This window comes from Planomonospora corallina, assembly GCF_042650625.1.
Lineage (GTDB): Bacteria > Actinomycetota > Actinomycetes > Streptosporangiales > Streptosporangiaceae > Planomonospora_B > Planomonospora_B corallina.
The window spans coordinates 774289-790535 of the sequence record NZ_JBHSBM010000017.1 but is presented as its reverse complement, the minus strand read 5'-3'; the positions used below and the strand labels follow the sequence as shown (position 1 = coordinate 790535).

The 16247-nt window shown below is 74.3% G+C and carries 11 protein-coding genes; 2 read left to right on the top strand and 9 right to left on the bottom strand.

What is annotated here, in order from left to right:
• Nucleotides 1-72: 72 nt before the first annotated feature.
• A complete protein-coding gene (locus ACFOWE_RS16735) occupies nt 73-1551 on the bottom strand; it encodes a glutamate synthase subunit beta (RefSeq protein ID WP_377288665.1) in 1479 nt (492 codons plus the stop codon).
• Nucleotides 1552-1566: 15 nt separating this feature from the next.
• On the bottom strand, nt 1567-6072 hold the full coding sequence (gene gltB / locus ACFOWE_RS16730) for a glutamate synthase large subunit (protein ID WP_377288663.1): 4506 nt from the start codon (nt 6070-6072) through the stop codon (nt 1567-1569).
• A gap of 262 nt (nt 6073-6334) precedes the next feature.
• Between gltB and ACFOWE_RS16725 the strand changes: the two genes are divergently transcribed.
• On the top strand, nt 6335-7876 hold the full coding sequence (locus tag ACFOWE_RS16725; RefSeq protein ID WP_377288661.1) for a bis-aminopropyl spermidine synthase family protein: 1542 nt from the start codon (nt 6335-6337) through the stop codon (nt 7874-7876).
• A gap of 81 nt (nt 7877-7957) precedes the next feature.
• Here the strand turns inward: ACFOWE_RS16725 and ACFOWE_RS16720 are convergent, their stop codons facing one another.
• The 7 genes from ACFOWE_RS16720 to ACFOWE_RS16690 all read right to left on the bottom strand — a co-directional run bounded on the left by ACFOWE_RS16720 (nt 7958) and on the right by ACFOWE_RS16690 (nt 14309).
• A complete protein-coding gene (locus ACFOWE_RS16720) occupies nt 7958-8572 on the bottom strand; it encodes a hypothetical protein (protein ID WP_377288659.1) in 615 nt (204 codons plus the stop codon).
• A 182-nt stretch (nt 8573-8754) separates the two neighbouring features.
• Entirely contained in the window at nt 8755-10092 is a 1338-nt protein-coding gene (locus tag ACFOWE_RS16715) for a hypothetical protein (RefSeq protein WP_377288657.1), read from the bottom strand.
• Complete coding sequence (locus ACFOWE_RS16710; RefSeq protein ID WP_377288655.1) at nt 10089-10808, bottom strand: VIT1/CCC1 transporter family protein; 720 nt, start codon at nt 10806-10808, stop codon at nt 10089-10091. The genes ACFOWE_RS16715 and ACFOWE_RS16710 overlap by 4 nt, the downstream gene beginning before the upstream one ends.
• On the bottom strand, nt 10805-11941 hold the full coding sequence (lgt, locus tag ACFOWE_RS16705) for a prolipoprotein diacylglyceryl transferase (RefSeq protein ID WP_377288653.1): 1137 nt from the start codon (nt 11939-11941) through the stop codon (nt 10805-10807). Before lgt ends, ACFOWE_RS16710 begins: the two co-directional genes overlap by 4 nt.
• A gap of 35 nt (nt 11942-11976) precedes the next feature.
• Nucleotides 11977-12726, bottom strand: a complete 750-nt coding sequence (locus ACFOWE_RS16700) for a DsbA family protein (protein ID WP_377288651.1) — start codon at nt 12724-12726, stop codon at nt 11977-11979.
• Nucleotides 12726-13316: a MauE/DoxX family redox-associated membrane protein gene (locus tag ACFOWE_RS16695; protein ID WP_377288649.1), complete on the bottom strand. Its 591-nt coding sequence runs from the start codon at nt 13314-13316 to the stop codon at nt 12726-12728. The genes ACFOWE_RS16700 and ACFOWE_RS16695 overlap by 1 nt, the downstream gene beginning before the upstream one ends.
• Before the next feature lie 150 nt (nt 13317-13466).
• Nucleotides 13467-14309 carry a helix-turn-helix transcriptional regulator gene (locus tag ACFOWE_RS16690; protein WP_377288647.1) on the bottom strand — a complete coding sequence of 281 codons (843 nt, stop codon included), beginning with the start codon at nt 14307-14309 and terminating at the stop codon, nt 13467-13469.
• Nucleotides 14310-14449: 140 nt separating this feature from the next.
• Here ACFOWE_RS16690 and ACFOWE_RS16685 point away from each other — a divergent pair, with 140 nt between their 5' ends.
• Entirely contained in the window at nt 14450-16219 is a 1770-nt protein-coding gene (locus ACFOWE_RS16685; protein ID WP_377288645.1) for a glycoside hydrolase family 35 protein, read from the top strand.
• Nucleotides 16220-16247 lie beyond the last annotated feature (28 nt).

The window sequence follows — 16247 nt, the reverse complement described above, 5'->3', positions numbered from 1 at the left end:
TGGCGGGCCGTAAGGGCTGTAAGGGCTGTAAGGAATGTAAGGAATGTAAGAGCCGGACGGGCCGGCGGAGCCTCAGACGAGCGGGCGGGCGGTGGGCGGGATCGCCACCGGGAGCGCGGTCCGGCCGGTGAGGTACCGGTCGACGGCCGAGGCCGCCGACCGGCCCTCCGCGATCGCCCAGACGATCAGCGACTGGCCGCGGCCCATGTCTCCGGCGACGAACACGCCCTCGACGGCCGACATGTAGCCCTTGTCCCGGGCGACGTTGCCCCGCGCGTCGTAGAAGCCCTCCCCCGCCTCGGCGGCCAGGTCGGTCAGGAGCGGGCCCTTCTCCGGGCCGGTGAAGCCCATCGCCAGGGTGACCAGCTCGGCCGGGATCTCCCGCTCGGTGCCGGGGACCGGCGCGAAGCCGCTCGCCGGGCCCTCCACCTCGACCAGGCGCAGCGCCCGGACGTTGCCGGCGGCGTCGCCGACGAACTCGGTGGTGGAGACGGCGTAGACGCGCTCGCCCCGGCTGTCGGCCAGCTCCTCGTGGGCGCTCTCCATCTTGAACAGGATGGGGAACGTGGGCCACGGCTGGCTGCCCGGGCGGGACGCCGGCGGACGCGGCATGATCTCCAGCTGGGTCACCGAGGCGGCGCCCTGGCGGATCGCCGTGCCGATGCAGTCCGCACCGGTGTCGCCGCCGCCGATCACGACGACGTGCTTGCCCGCGGCGGAGATCGGCGAGTCGGCGAGGTCGCCCTCCTGCACCTTGTTGGCCAGGGGCAGGTACTCCATCGCCTGGTGGATGCCGTTCAGCTCGCGCCCGGCGACGGGCAGGTCCCGCCACCGGGTCGCGCCGCCGGCCAGGACGACCGCGTCGAACTCCTCGCGCAGCCGCGCGGCGGTGACGTCCACGCCGACGTTGACGCCGGTGCGGAACTCGGTGCCCTCGGCCCGCATCTGCGCGAGCCGCCGGTCGATGTGCCGCTTCTCCATCTTGAACTCGGGGATGCCGTAGCGGAGCAGGCCGCCGATCCGGTCGGCCCGTTCGAACACCACCACGTCGTGCCCGGCCCGGGTCAGCTGCTGGGCGGCGGCCAGGCCCGCGGGGCCCGAGCCGACGACCGCGACGCGCTTGCCGCTCCTGGTAGCCGGGGCCTGCGGGGTGACCCAGCCCTCGGCGAAGGCGCGGTCGATGATCTCCACCTCGACCCGCTTGATGGCGACCGGGTCGGAGTTGATGCCGAGCACGCACGCCGCCTCGCACGGGGCCGGGCACAGGCGCCCGGTGAACTCCGGGAAGTTGTTGGTGGCGTGCAGCCGCTCGATCGCCTCGCGCCAGCCGTCGCGGTAGACCAGGTCGTTCCACTCGGGGATGAGGTTCCCCAGCGGGCAGCCGTTGTGGCAGAACGGGATGCCGCAGTCCATGCAGCGGGACGCCTGCGCGGTCAGCTTGCGCTCGGGGAAGTCCTCGTAGACCTCCCGCCAGTCGCGGATGCGCACGTCCACCGGGCGGCGCGCCGGCAGCTCGCGCCCGTGGTTCAGAAAGCCCTTCGGGTCAGCCATCGGTGTTTACCCCCCTCATCCCTGGACCGCGGCCGTCATGACCGCCTCGTCGATGTCCCTGCCCTCGAGCCGTGCGGCCTCGGCGGCGCGCAGGACCCGCTTGTAGTCGGTCGGCATGATCTTGCTGAAGCGTGCCGGGTCCCAGTCGGTCAGCAGCTCCTTGGCCCGCGGGGAGCCGGTCTCCGCCAGGTGCGCCTCGACCAGCTCGCGCAGCTCGGCGGAGTCGGCCTCGCTCAGCGGCTCGATCTCCACCATCTCGCGGTTGACCCGCGCGGGGTCGAGGTCGAGCAGGTAGGCGATGCCGCCGGACATGCCGGCCGCGAAGTTGCGCCCGGTCGGGCCGAGCACGACGACCCGCCCGCCGGTCATGTACTCGCAGCCGTGGTCGCCGACGCCCTCGACGACCGCGGTGGCGCCGGAGTTGCGGACGCAGAACCGCTCGCCCGCCACGCCGCGGACGTGGACCCGGCCGGAGGTCGCGCCGTACAGGGCGACGTTGCCGGCGATGATGTGGCCGTCGAGCGGGGCGTCCTCGTGCGGCCGCACGGTGATCCGGCCGCCGGACAGGCCCTTGCCGAGGTAGTCGTTGGCGTCCCCGGTCAGGCGCAGCGTGATGCCGCGCGGGACGAAGGCGCCGAAGGAGTTGCCCGCCGAGCCGGTGAACCGCACGTCGATGGTGTCGTCGGGCAGGCCCGCCCCGCCGTACCGCCTGGTCACCTCGTGGCCGAGCATGGTGCCGACCGTGCGGTTGACGTTGCGGATGGGCAGGTCCAGGGTGACCGGGGTGCCGTCCGCCAGGGCGCCCTCGGCCAGCTGGACGAGGGTGTTGTCCAGGGCGGCGTCCAGGCCGTGGTCCTGCTCGCGCACCTTGCGCACCGCAGCGCCCGCGGGCAGCTCCGGCTGGTGCAGGATCGGGGCGAGGTCCAGGCCCGCGGCCTTCCAGTGGTGCTCGGCGCGGGCGGTGTCGAGCAGCTCGGCGTGGCCGATGGCCTCGTCCAGGGAGCGGAAGCCCAGCTGCGCGAGGTACTCGCGGATCTCCTCGGCGACGAACTCGAAGAAGTTCACCACGAACTCGGGCTTGCCGCTGAAGCGCCGGCGCAGCTCGGGGTTCTGGGTGGCGACGCCGACCGGGCAGGTGTCGAGGTGGCAGACGCGCATCATGACGCAGCCGGAGACGACCAGCGGCGCGGTGGCGAAGCCGTACTCCTCGGCGCCGAGCAGCGCGGCGATCACCACGTCGCGGCCGGTCTTGAGCTGGCCGTCGACCTGGACGGTGATGCGGTCGCGCAGGCCGTTGAGGAGCAGCGTCTGCTGCGTCTCGGCCAGGCCCAGCTCCCAGGGGGCGCCGGCGTGCTTGAGCGAGGTCAGCGGGGAGGCGCCGGTGCCGCCGTCGTGGCCGGAGATGAGCACGACGTCGGCGTGGGCCTTGCTGACGCCCGCCGCGACCGTGCCGACGCCGACCTCGGCCACGAGCTTGACGTGCACGCGGGCGGCCGGGTTGGCGTTCTTCAGGTCGTGGATGAGCTGGGCGAGGTCCTCGATGGAGTAGATGTCGTGGTGCGGCGGCGGCGAGATGAGGCCGACGCCCGGGGTGGAGTGCCGCGTCTTGGCGACCCACGGGTAGACCTTGTGGCCGGGCAGCTGGCCGCCCTCGCCGGGCTTGGCGCCCTGGGCCATCTTGATCTGGATGTCGTCGGCGTTTACCAGGTACTCGCTGGTGACGCCGAACCGGCCGGAGGCCACCTGCTTGATCGCCGAGCGGCGCTCGGGGTCGTAGAGCCGCTCGGGGTCCTCGCCGCCCTCGCCGGTGTTGGACTTGCCGCCCAGCCGGTTCATGGCGATCGCGAGGGTCTCGTGCGCCTCGGCGGAGATGGAGCCGTAGGACATCGCGCCGGTGGAGAAGCGCTTGACGATCTCGCTGACCGGCTCGACCTCCTCGATCGGGACCGGCTCGCGCACGCCCTCCTTGAACCTGAACAGCCCGCGCAGCGTCATCAGCCGCTCCGCCTGGGAGTCCACGAGGCCCGTGTACTCCTTGAAGATCTCGTAGCGGCGGGTGCGGGTGGCGTGCTGCAGCTTGAAGACGGTCTCGGGGTTGAACAGGTGCGGCTCGCCCTCGCGGCGCCACTGGTACTCGCCGCCGACCTCCAGGCGGCGGTGGGCGTTGGCCACCCGCGGGTAGGCCCGGCGGTGCCGCTCGGCGGTCTCCCGCGCCAGGACGTCGAAGCCGACGCCGCCCAGACGGGAGGTGGTCCCGGCGAAGCAGGCGTCGACGACCTCCTGCCCGAGCCCGAGCGCCTCGAAGATCTGCGCGCCGGTGTAGGAGGCCACCGTGGACACGCCCATCTTGGACATGATCTTCAGCACGCCCTTGCCGTACGCCTTGATGAGGTTGCGCACGGCCTTGTGCCGGTCGACGTCCAGCGCGCCGGCGTCGACCATCTCCTCGACGGTCTCGATGGCGAGGTAGGGGTTGACCGCGCCGGCGCCGTACCCGATGAGCAGCGCCATGTGGTGGCACTCGCGCGCCTCACCGGTCTCGACGACCAGGCCCACCCGGGTGCGGGTCTTCTCGTTGATGAGGTGGTGGTGGACCGCGCCGGTGAGCATCAGCGACGGGATCGGGGCGAGCGCGGCGGAGGAGCCGCGGTCGGAGAGCACGATGACCCGCGCGCCGCCGGCGATGGCGGCGGAGACCTCGGCGCGGATCTCCTCCAGGCGGTGGAGCAGCGCCTCGCCGCCGCCGGCGACCTCGTACAGGCCGGAGACGACGTGCGGCTGGAAGCCGGGCAGGGCGCCCTCGTCGTTGATGTGGATGATCTTCGCGAGCTCGTCGTTGTCGATCACCGGGTACGGCAGGACCAGCTGGCGGCAGGAGGCCGGGCCCGGGTCGAGCAGGTTGCCCTCGGGGCCGATGGTGCTGGCCAGCGAGGTGACGAGCTCCTCGCGGATGGCGTCCAGCGGCGGGTTGGTGACCTGCGCGAACAGCTGGCTGAAGTAGTCGAACAGCAGCCGGGGCTTCTCGCTGAGCACGGCGACGGGGGTGTCGGTGCCCATCGAGCCGATCGGCTCGGCGCCGGTCCTCGCCATCGGCGCCAGGATGACCCGCAGCTCCTCCTCGGTGTAGCCGAAGGTCTGCTGCCGCTTGATCAGCGCCTCGTGGGTCGGGATCTCCCGGGAGCGGGCGGGCAGCTCCTCGAAGCGGACCAGCCCGGCGTGGAGCCACTCGGCGTAGGGCAGCTCGGCGGCGAGCTCCGCCTTGATCTCGTCGTCCTCGATGATCTTGCCGCGGGCGGTGTCCACCAGGAACATCCGGCCGGGCTGCAGGCGGCCCTTGCGGACCACGCGCTCGGGGTCGATGTCGAGCACGCCGGCCTCGGAGGCCAGCACGACCAGGCCGTCGTCGGTGACCCAGAACCGGCCCGGGCGCAGGCCGTTGCGGTCGAGGACCGCGCCGACCAGGGTGCCGTCGGAGAAGGTCATCGAGGCGGGGCCGTCCCAGGCCTCCATCAGCGAGGCGTGGAACTCGTAGAACGCCCGCCGCGCGGGGTCCATCTCGGTGTGGTTCTCCCACGCCTCGGGGATCATCATCAGCACCGCGTGCGGCAGCGACCGACCGGCCAGGTGGAGCAGCTCCAGGGCCTCGTCGAAGGAGGCGGTGTCGGAGCCGTCGGGGTCGCAGATCGGGAAGAGCCGCGACAGGTCGCCGGGGAGGTGCGCCGATTCCAGCATGGCCTCGCGGGCGCGCATCCAGTTGCGGTTGCCCTTGACCGTGTTGATCTCGCCGTTGTGGGCGACGTAGCGGTACGGGTGCGCCAGCGGCCACGACGGGAACGTGTTGGTGGAGAAGCGCGAGTGGACCAGCGAGATCGCGGTCTCGTAGCGCTCGTCGGTCAGGTCGGGGAAGAAGAGCTCGACCTGGCCGGGGGTGAGCATGCCCTTGTAGACGATGGTCCGCGACGAGAGCGAGGCGAAGTAGACGTCCGCCTCGTGCTCGGCCCGCTTGCGCAGGCAGAAGGCCAGCCGGTCCAGCTCCAGGCCGGACTCGCCGCCCGGGGAGGAGACGAACAGCTGACGGAAGAACGGCATGACGGCGCGGGCGCTCGGGCCCGGCAGGCCCGGGTCCACCGGGACGTCGCGCCAGCCGAGGACGGTCAGGCCCTCCTCGGCGGCGATCTCCTCGATCCGCCGCACGGCGGCCGCGCGGGTCTCGGGGTCGGCCGGCAGGAAGGCCGCGCCGGCGGCGTAGGAGCCCGCCGGGGGCAGCTCGAAGCCGGCCACCGCGCGCAGGAACCCGTCGGGGACCTGCGTCAGGATGCCGGCACCGTCACCGGTGTCCGGCTCGCTCCCCTGGGCTCCCCGGTGGTCGAGGTTGCACAGCGCCGTCAGGGCCTTGGCGACGATGTCGTGGCTGCGGCGTCCGGCCACGTCCGCGACCATGGCGACACCGCAGGCGTCGTGCTCGTGCGCGGGGTGGTACAGGCCCTGGGGCTCGGGAAAGCCGAGGCGGGCAGCAGGCATTGAATCCCTCCCGTCGTCTTCTTCTGCTTCGTGTGGAGTAAGCAAAGGGACGACGTTGGCCCTGCTGCGTGGTGCGTAGAGGTTACCGTACCCTGCCGGAAACCTGCCTACCCGCCCCCTATCACAGGGTTTTATGCGGGTCACCGTTTTCGTCAACGAGAAAAACGGAGAGCCGTATTCCTCCGGCGCCGGATTTCCCGCCCGCCCCCGTGGCCCGCCCCGGTGGGAGGGGTGCTCCCGCCGGGGCCTCTAGGGTTGGAGCATGGACGGGATCGAGGAACTGCTCCGGAGCGCGGGCGTGGACGGCAGGCGGCTGCGGACGGCGCTGGCGCTGCTCGGCGACGGCAGGTGGTGGACCCTGGCCGACCTGGTCCGGGAGACGGCCACCTCGCGGCGGGCGGTCGAGGCGCTGCTGCGCGCGGCCGACCTGGAGCGCTCCGGCGACCGGTTCCGGCTCCGCGAGCCCCTCCCCGGCCTCGCCGCCGCGCCCGCCGCCCCGGCCGACCCGGTGGCGCACCTGCTGGACGGGCACGCCGGCCTCCTGGCCCGGATGGAGGAGCTGGTCGCCAAGGCCCCGCGGGGCCGGCAGGCGCTGGACCACGTGGCCGCGACCCCCGAGACCGTGGTCCGGCGGGCGCTGCTGATGGACACCCGGTTCTGGCTGCCGGGGGCCCGGCTGCTGTTCGTCGGCGACCACGACCTGACCTCGCTGGCGACCGCGCTGCTGTGCCCCGCGGCCGAGGTCGCCGTGGTGGACGTCGACGAGCGCATCCTGGCCTACATCGCCGAGCAGGCCGACCGGCTGGAGGTGGAGGTGCGCACCCGCTGGGCCGACCTGCGGCTGGGGCTGCCCGCCTCCGTCCGCGGCTGGGCGGACCTGGCCTTCACCGACCCGCCGTACACGCCGGAGGGCATCGGCCTGTTCGCGGCCCGGGCGGCGGAGGGCATCGGGGACCGCGAGCGCAGCCGGATCCTGCTGGCGTACGGCGCCGGCGAGCACACCCCGGCGCTGGCACTGAAGGTGCAGCACGCGCTGGGCGCGCTCAACCTGGTCAGCGAGGCGATCCACCCGGACTTCAACCGCTACCACGGCGCCGAGGCCATCGGCTCGGCCGCCGACCTGTACGTCCTGCGCCCGACGACGAAGACCTGGCCCGCCGTCGCCGCCCGCGTGGACGCCTTCAGCGCCGCCATCTACACCCACGGCCCCCAGTCGGTCGAGTCCCGCCCCGCCGACGTGGCCCCGGGCCCGCTGCCGGAGGGCTTCGCCCCGGGGGTGCTGGTGGGCGAGTGGCCGCGCGACGTGCTGCCGAAGACCCCCCGGGCCCGCCTGTCGACCTGGCTCGCCAAACCGTACGCCGCCGAGGCCGCCGAGGTCGCGATCGCCGTGCCGGCCGGCATGGAGGCGCTGCTCCCGCGGCTCCTGCTCGCCACCCGGGCCCGCCGCGTCCTCGCCTGGACGGCGGCGCCCGCCGAGGCGCCCGCCGGGCCGGCCGCGGCCGTCTACGAGCTGACGGCGTCGGGCCGGACCGTCGAGGCCGTACGGCGGCCGCTCCCCTCCGAGGGGCCGGAGCGGGTCCTGCGCCGCGTCCTCGACAACGCCCACGGCAAGCTCGCCAACACCTGGCGCGAGGCCCTCATCACGGCACGGGGAGACCTGACCAAGCGGCAGGCGCGGGCCGTCGTCGCGCAGGCCGCCCCCTGGGCCGCCGACGCGACCGTCCTGGAACTGCCCGCCCACCGGCTGGCGGACCTGCCCGCCGCCGTGGCGGCCTCCCTCGCCGCACCGGCCACCGAGGGATAGCCGGTGCGGGCCCGTCGGCGGGCGGCCGGCGGCGGCCCTCGCCGGGCCCGTCCGGGCAAGCGGCGGCCCTCGCCGGGCCCGCTACAGCAGTCGTCGCTGGAGCGCCAGGCCGAGGCCGTCGACGGCCAGCTGCGGGTGGGTCAGGTCGACCCGGCCGCCCCCCACGGGGGCGACCCAGCTCACGGTGACGTAGTGGCCCAGCGCCCGGGCCTGGGCCCAGCCGCGGGCGCCGTCGAACGCCTCGGGCAGGCCGGCCGCCGGCCGTACGAAGCCGTCGCGGGAGAGCGCGGTGACGAGCCGGTCGGCGGCGCCGGAGTCGGGCAGGTTGAAGACGAGGAACTGCCCGGCGATCCGGCCGTCCGCGGTCGTGTAGCCGGCCCGCAGCGCCTGGGTGCACCCGGTCACGGCCGTCCCGGCGCTCCCCCACACGGCAGAGGCGCAGTCGGCCAGGGACTCGGGGCGCCCCCCCTCCAGGGTGACCCCGCCGGAGGCGACCCGGCCCTCGGCGAAGATCTCGGCGGTGGTCAGCGGCTCCGGGTCGAGCGCGCGGGTGGCGATGGGGTCGTAGTGGGCGGTGCTCAGCTCGCTCCGGAAGGTCGCCGGCCGTACCCCCTCCGGCTCGCGCAGCAGCCACCAGGAGGCCGCTCCCCCGGCGGCGAGCACGGCTGCGGCGGCGACGGCGATCCACTTGCGCATGGGCACCGAGCTTACTGCGCCGGCCGGGTCGCGCGACGGCGGTCCGGGCAGGCGCTCCCCGCTCCGGCGGGTACGGGTGCGGGTGATCCCGGCGCCGCCCCCGGCACCGGGGCCGGGACGCTCCCCGCCGGGTGCGGGACGGGGCCGCCCTCGGTCCCCGCCGCCACCGGCGCCGGGCGGCGCTACGACCCCGGGGTGGCGGCGACGACCCTGCGGAACACGGCCTTCTCCGCGCCCCTGACGGCCAGGGCGAGGGAGACGAAGTCGTCCTTCGCGCCGGGCTCGGCCCCGTCGGCCCGGGCGATCCAGACCAGGCCGGCGTAGTGCCCCATCGCGTGGCCGCTGCCCTCGGTGTGCCCGTCCGCCGGGAAGACCACCTGCGCCGACTCCAGCGGCCGGACCCAGCCGCCCCGGTGCAGGGAGGTCAGCGACTTCACGAGCGCGTCGGCGGCGGCCGTGTCACGCAGGTTGAACAGGGTGTACTGGGCGACGTAGCCCCGGTCGGCGCTGACGTAGGCGCCCCGGAGGGCCTGCGTGCACCCGGCCTGGGCGAGCTGCCCGGTCAGCGCCTGCCCCCACACCGCCGCCGAGCAGTCCGCGTCGAGGCGGGTGCCCGCGAGCTTCAGCGTGAGCCTCCCCTCCGTCAGGGTCTTCTCGGCGAAGACGTCCTTGACGGTGAGCGGCCGGGGGTCGGCCGTCCGCTGCGTGATCGGCTCGAACACCTTCGAGGAGGGCCAGCCCCGGTAGGCGTCCGGCCGGGGCTCGGTGCCAGCGGCCGAGGCGGCGGTCCGTTCCGGCACGTAGTCGTTGCCGATCACCTCGACCGCGAGCACGAAGGCGCCGATCGCGGCCACCGCTCCCGCCACCGAGGCTGTGACAAGCAGCCGCTTCTGCTTGGCGGCGCTCCATCCCCGCGCCGCCAGCCAGGGGATGCTCGCCTCCTCCTCCGGCTCGTGCCCTGTGTCGTGCCCGGGGCCGTGCCGGCGCCCCCTGGCCCGTGCCTTCGAGGCCCCCGGAGCCTTCCTCCGGCCTGCGGCGGCGGTCTCGGGGGCGCCCGCGTCCCCTGCGGACCCCCGCTCGGGCTCCCGGCCGGAGTCCTGCCCGGCGTCCCTCCTCGAGGAGCGCCGCGCCCCCTGCCGCCTGCCCGCCGCCCGTCCGGAACCGGCCTGGCCGGCCGGGTCCTGTCCGGCGGCGGCCTGCTCACCGGTACCGGTCCGCTCGTCCGGGGCGGCCCCGGCGGAGCGGACCTGACCGGAGGGGACCGGCCCGGCGGCGGAGGGGCCCGCCGCGAACCAGTCCACCGGGAACCCGCCGGCCGGCGCCTGCTCGGACGGCGCACGCCGCCCGGCGTACTCCTGCGGCGGGTACGGCTGCGGCGGGTACGGCTCGGCCTCGTCCCACGGGTGGCGCTCGGCGTACTCCTGCCCCTGCGGCGCGTGCTGCTCGGAGGAGGGCCGTTCGGCGCCGCCGCGCCTGCCGGAGGCGCGGCGGCGTTTGCGACCGCCGGGAGGTGTCGTCACAGCGCGATCCCCCCCATGAGGCTGCCCAGGGCGTACGTCAGCATCGCGGCGACCCCGCCCACGACGAGCTGGCGCAGCCCGCTGTACCACCAGCTCCGCGCGGTGACCGTGGAGACGAGGACGCCCGCGCCGAACAGGGACGCGCAGGAGAGCAGCGCCGAGGCCACCAGGCTCCCGATCCCCAGCAGGTAGGGCACGAGCGGCAGGGCCGCGCCCACGGTGAAGGAGACGAACGAGGAGCCCGCGGCGAGCCACGGCGAGGGCAGGTCACCCGGGATGACGCCCAGTTCGGCCCGGGTGTGCACCTCCAGGGCCGTGCCGGGGTTGCGCGAGACCTGCCGGGCCACCTCGGCGGCGAGCGCCGGCTCGACGCCCTGCGCCTCGTACATCCGCGCGAGCTCCTCCTCCTCGGCCTCGGGATGGCGCTGGAGCTCACGGCGCTCGACGTCGATCTCGGCGAGGGCGAGCTCCCGCTGGCTGGCCACCGAGACGTACTCGCCTCCGGCCATGGAGAACGCGCCGGCCGCCAGTCCCGCCATCCCGGCCAGGGCGATGACCCCGGTGTCGCCGGTGCCTCCGGCGACACCCGCGATGAGGGCGAAGTTCGAGACGAGCCCGTCCATCACGCCGAACACCGCTGGCCGGAGCCAGCCGCCGCTGACGTCGCGGTGCTCGTGGTGGATCTCGGCGCGCCGGGACGAGCCGTCTCCGCTCACGACTTCTCTTTCTCCCTGCCGGCGGCCTTCGCGTCGGCGGCCTTCACTTCGGCGGCGCCGTCCGGCCCTGCCGGGGACGCGTCCCCGGCGGCCTGCCCGGGCTCCTCGGCCCGGCCGGTCCGCTCGTCGCCGTCTGCCTCGTCCGCGGGATGCGCCGGGTCCACCGGTCCGGCCGTCCCCGCGGCGTCCCCTGTGGAATCCTCAGCGGCGCTCTCTGTGTCGTTCTCTGCGGCGTCCCCTGTGTCGTCCCCTGTGGCGTCCCCGGCCGTACCGCCGGTGCCGGCCGTCTCCGGGCCGGTCCCGTCCTCGGAGACCGCCCCCACCGACTCCTCGGTCGTCTTGTTCCGGGCCCACCAGAAGTACGCCAGCGCGGCGAGGAACAGGACGACCGAGGTCCACTGGTTGAGCCGCAGGCCGAGGATGTCGTGGGCGGGGTCCACTCGCAGCCCCTCGATCCAGAAGCGGCCGAGGGTGTAGCCCGCCACGTAGAGCGCGAAGACGCGCCCGTGGCGGAGCGCGAACCGCCGGCCCGCCCAGATCAGCACGAAGGCCAGGCCCAGATCCCAGATCGACTCGTACAGGAACGTCGGGTGGTAGGTGTCCTCCCCCGGCACCGTGCCCGGGCGGCCCGGGTCGATCTCCAGGCCCCACGGCAGGTCGGTCGGGGACCCGAACAGCTCCTGGTTGAAGTAGTTGCCCCAGCGGCCGATGGCCTGGGCCACGGCGATTCCGGGGGCGACGGTGTCGGCCACCGCGGACAGGGAGATCCCCCGGCTGCGGCAGCCGAACCACACGCCCAGCGCGCCGAGCGCGATGGCCCCCCAGATGCCCAGCCCGCCCTGCCAGACGAACAGCGCCTCGATCGGCTCGTTGGGCGCGTCCTCGGCGAAGTAGAGGTGCCAGTCGGTGATGACGTGGTACAGACGCCCGCCGACGAGGCCGAACGGCACGGCCCAGACGGCGAGGTCCACGATCGTGCCCGGCGCGCCGCCGCGGGCGCGCCAGCGGCGCTCGCCGATGATGACGGCGACGATGACGCCGAGCACGATGCACAGTGCGTAGGCCCGGATCGGGACCACGCCGAAGAGGTGCCAGACCCCCTGGGAGGGGCTGGGAATCGAGGCGAGGGGCATGTCAGGTGACGTTACCGTGTCCCGGCTGTCCCGGCCTACTTGGCGGCGTCAAGGATGGCCTGGCGCAGCTCGGACGGGTTGAACGCGGTGTTGCCGAGCTCGGTCCCGTTGAGCTTCAGGGTCGGGGTGCCCTGCAGGTTCGCGTTCTTGATCTGCGCGTCCGTGTAGCCGATGTGCGCCTGGGCGTGCTTCTGGGAGGTGACGCACTGCTCGAAGTCCGGAGCGGTGACGCCGACCTCCTTGCCCCAGGCGACCAGGTCGCCGGTCTTGAAGCCCTCGACCGTCTCGGAGGGCTGCTCGTCGAAGAGCTTGTCGTGGTAGGCCATCCACTGCCTGCCGTCGGTGACGCAGCGGGCCGCCGCCCCGGCGCGCACGGAGTTGTCCCGGGTGACGCCCTCACCGAAGATCGTGATCGGGTGGTAGACCACCTTGACCTTGCCCTCGGCCGCCAGGTTCTTGATGGTCGGACCGCTGAGCTCGTCGAGCTCCTTGCAGACGGGACACTGGAAGTCCTCGTAGATGTCCAGCACCGGCTTGTCCACGCCGGTCTTGGCCATCACGACCGACCCGTCGCTCTGGACGGCGACCGGGGCGAGCGCCGCGGTGGCCTCCTCCGGCTTGCTGCTCTGCACGGAGAACCACACTCCCGCGCCGATCGCGGCGATCGCCACGACCGCGACGGTCACGATGGTCGCGACGCGCTTGCGCTGCTCCTGCCTGCGCTCCGCCTCGCGCTGCGCCTTGATCCGGTCACGGGCCGACTGGTCCCGTGCGGCCTTGCCCATCAGCGGCTCTCCTCCTCCAGGGGCCGGTGCCGGCCCTCTGCCTCGTCGATGTCGTCACCGTCGTCGTACGTCCCGGCCCCGCGGGCCGTGGTCACCCCGAGCACGGAGTCCAGCGCGAACCGGCCGGGCGGGACCCAGGCGATCAGCACACCGAGCGCGAAGAGCCCGAAGTCCCGCAGGATGTCCACCAGGTAGCTGGGGCTCTCGCCCGCCGCGAGCTGCCCGCCGCCGCCGAAGCAACCGCAGTCGATCCGCAGCCCCCGCGCCCAGGCGGAGGCGATGCCGATGACGAACGCCAGCATGAGCAGCGCGGACACGATGCCCGCCACCCGTGTGAGCAGACCGAGGACCAGCAGCACCCCGATGACGATCTCCGCGATGGGCAGGCCGTAGCCGACCGCCGTGGCGACCGATTCGGGGAGCAGCTCGTACGCCTTGACCGCCTGGACGGAGAGAACGGGCGCGCCGATCTTCCCCCAGCCCGCGACGATCAGCACGCCGCCCAGCACCAGCCGGGAGACGGTCGTCACCCAGGGTAGCGCCGTCCGCAGCGCGTGCGGCCGCGGCGGCACGGTCTTGTCAGAAGTCACGAGCACATCGTCTCCTATGCGGGTCCCGGTCGTGACGGCCCCCCGGCGGGACGCGCCGGGCATTCGCCCGAAACCTCATCACGACCTGGATAAGCGCCGGATAAGAGCGGAACGGGTGCCGGACGGCGGCGGGACGGGTGCCCCCCGGGCTCAGCCCGCGGCGGGCGGGAACCCGCGGAACTGCCGGGCGCGGAACTCGCTCGGCGGCAGGCCGACGCGGCGGGTGAACATCCGGGTGAAGTAGGCGGGGTCGTCGTAGCCGACCCGCCGGGCGATCGCGGCGACCGGCAGGTCGACGGAGGAGAGCAGCTCCTTGGCCCGGTTGAGCCGGACCGTCAGCAGATAGTCCTTGGGGCTGCACCCGGTCAGCCGCCGCACCACCTGGCGCAGGTCGGCTACGGGCATGCCCAGCCTGCGGGCGTGCTCGGCGACCGGGATCGGCAGGCAGGCGTCCCGGGTCAGGTGCTCCAGCACCGGCTCGCCCTGCGGGTCCTCGTCGGCCCGCGCGCGCCGCAGGGCCACCAGCACCTCGTGCACCATCGCGGAGGTCTCGACCTCCAGGTAGGGACTGCCCCGCCGGCAGGCCCGGGCGATGCGCGCCATGGCGTGCCGGGCGGGCTCGGCGTCGCGCAGCGGCACGACCGGCCGCTCCGGGTCGATGAAGCCGAGGTCGGTGTAGGCCTGCACGGCCGGCCCGTCGAAGTCCACGAACCACTCCGACCACCCCTGCTCGTGCGGGGCGTAGTGGTGCGGCACGCCGGGGAAGAGCCAGAGCACCGCCGGAGCCCTGACCTCGACGGGCGCTCCGCCCGCCTGCGAGAACCAGCCCGCGCCCTCGGTGACCAGCACCGCCACGTGGTTGTCCCACACGCGGGGCCCGACGGTCGGCAGCCGGCCGTGCTGGGTGCCGACGCCCAGGCAGACCAGGCCGAGCCTGCGGTGGGCGGGACCGGGCGTCAGGTAGTGCCACCAGTGCGTCGACCTCTCCGCCACCGGGTGTGCGCCCTTCAGTCCAACAACCGCCCGAGTTTGTCCATGGCCTCTCCCCCGCGTGGTCGGCAGGCTGAGCGGCTATGACCTGGGAGATCGTAACCGAAGTCCGACCTGTCCGGCATTTCACCGTCGGAGAGGGGGTGTTCCTGCTCGACGGGGCGGAGTTCCGCGTCCTGTCGGGGGCCGCGCACTACTTCCGGACGCGGCCCGAGCAGTGGCCGCACCGGCTGCGCACGCTGCGGGCGATGGGCCTGAACACGGTGGAGACCTACGTCCCGTGGAACCTGCACGAGCCGCGCCCCGGCGAGCTGCGCCGGCTCGCGGAGCTGGACGCCTTCCTGTCCGCGGCGGCGGAGGCGGGCCTGCTGGCGATCGTCCGGCCGGGGCCGTACATCTGCGCCGAGTGGGACAACGGCGGGCTGCCGTCCTGGCTGACCGCGGCGCTGGGCCGGAGGGTGCGCACCCGCGACCCGGAGTACCTGGACCGGGTGGACCGGTTCTTCGACGCGGTGGTCCCGGTCGTCGCCCGGCACCAGGTCACCCGCGGCGGGAACGTGATCATGGTCCAGGTGGAGAACGAGTACGGCTCCTACGGCAGCGACGCGGTCTACCTTCGGCACCTGGCCGAGGGGCTGGTCGCGCGCGGGGTGGAGGTGCCGCTGTTCACCTCCGACGGGCCGGAGGACCACATGCTGACCGGCGGGTCGATCCCCGGGGTGCTCGCCACGGTCAACTTCGGCTCCCGCCCGGAGGAGGCCTTCGCGGCCCTGCGCCGCCACCGCCCCGCGGACCCGCTGTTCTGCATGGAGTTCTGGAACGGCTGGTTCGACCACTGGGGGCGGGAGCACACCGTGCGGGACGCGGCGGACGCGGCGGACACGCTGGAGCGGCTGCTGGCCCTGGGCGCCTCGGTCAACCTCTACATGGCGCACGGCGGCACCAACTTCGGCACCGCCGCCGGAGCCAACCGCGCCGGGGAGCTCGCCGACGGCGAGTACCGGCCGGTCGTGACGTCCTACGACTACGACGCGCCGATCGACGAGCGGGGCGCGCCGACGGAGAAGTTCTGGCGCTTCCGCGAGATCCTCACCCGGTACGGCGCCGCCCCCGCCGGCGTGCCCGGTGCTGTCCCCGGCGGCCTCCCCGGCGGTGTCTCCGGGGGCCTCCCCGAGCCGCCCCCGCTCCCACCGGTGCTGCCCGCGGGCCGGGTCGCGCTCACCGAGTCCGTCTCCCTGTTCGACGCGCTGCCCGCGCTCGCCGGGCCCCCGGTCACCTCCGGCACCCCGCCGACCTTCGAGGAGCTCGGCCTGGACCACGGGCTGGTGCTCTACCGGCTGGCCGTGCCCGGGCCGCGGCAGCCGTACCCGCTGGCGGTGGACGGGCTGCGCGACCGCGCGCACCTGTACGTGGACGGCGAGCGGGTGGCGGTCCTGGAGCGGGGGCGCGAGCACCCCGTGCCGGTGCCGGGACCGGCGACGGTGGAGCTGCTGGTGGAGTCGATGGGGCGGACCGGCTACGGGCCGCTGCTCGGCGAGACCAAGGGGGTGGCTGCGGTCCGGCACGAGCGGCAGTACCTGCACGGGGTGACGGCCTGGCCCATCCCGCTGGACGACGTCTCCGCGGTGCCGTACGGCACGGGCGCGGACCGGCGGTGCCCGGCCTTCCACCGGGGCGTCCTGGAGGCCGCCGAGCCCGCCGACGGCTTCCTGGCGCTGCCCGGCTGGGGCAAGGGGTACGTCTGGGTGAACGGCTTCTGCCTGGGCCGCTACTGGGAGCGGGGGCCGCAGCGCACGCTCTACCTCCCGGCGCCGCTGCTGCGCGCCGGGGAGAACGAGATCACGGTGCTGGAGCTGGACGGGGCCCCGGACGCACCTGCCGTCGAGGTGCGCCCGGGGCCCGAGCTGGGCTGAGCCCGCCGGTCCCGGTCCGGGGACCGGG

Bases quoted from the DNA above. Each gene is read 5' to 3' on its own strand.
- ACFOWE_RS16735 (WP_377288665.1), bottom strand. From the start codon at position 1,551: ATGGCTGACCCGAAGGGCTTTCTGAACCACGGGCGCGAGCTGCCGGCG.
- ACFOWE_RS16725 (WP_377288661.1), top strand. From the start codon at position 6,335: ATGGACGGGATCGAGGAACTGCTCCGGAGCGCGGGCGTGGACGGCAGG.
- gltB (WP_377288663.1), bottom strand. From the start codon at position 6,072: ATGCCTGCTGCCCGCCTCGGCTTTCCCGAGCCCCAGGGCCTGTACCAC.
- ACFOWE_RS16700 (WP_377288651.1), bottom strand. From the start codon at position 12,726: ATGGGCAAGGCCGCACGGGACCAGTCGGCCCGTGACCGGATCAAGGCG.
- lgt (WP_377288653.1), bottom strand. From the start codon at position 11,941: ATGCCCCTCGCCTCGATTCCCAGCCCCTCCCAGGGGGTCTGGCACCTC.
- ACFOWE_RS16720 (WP_377288659.1), bottom strand. From the start codon at position 8,572: ATGCGCAAGTGGATCGCCGTCGCCGCCGCAGCCGTGCTCGCCGCCGGG.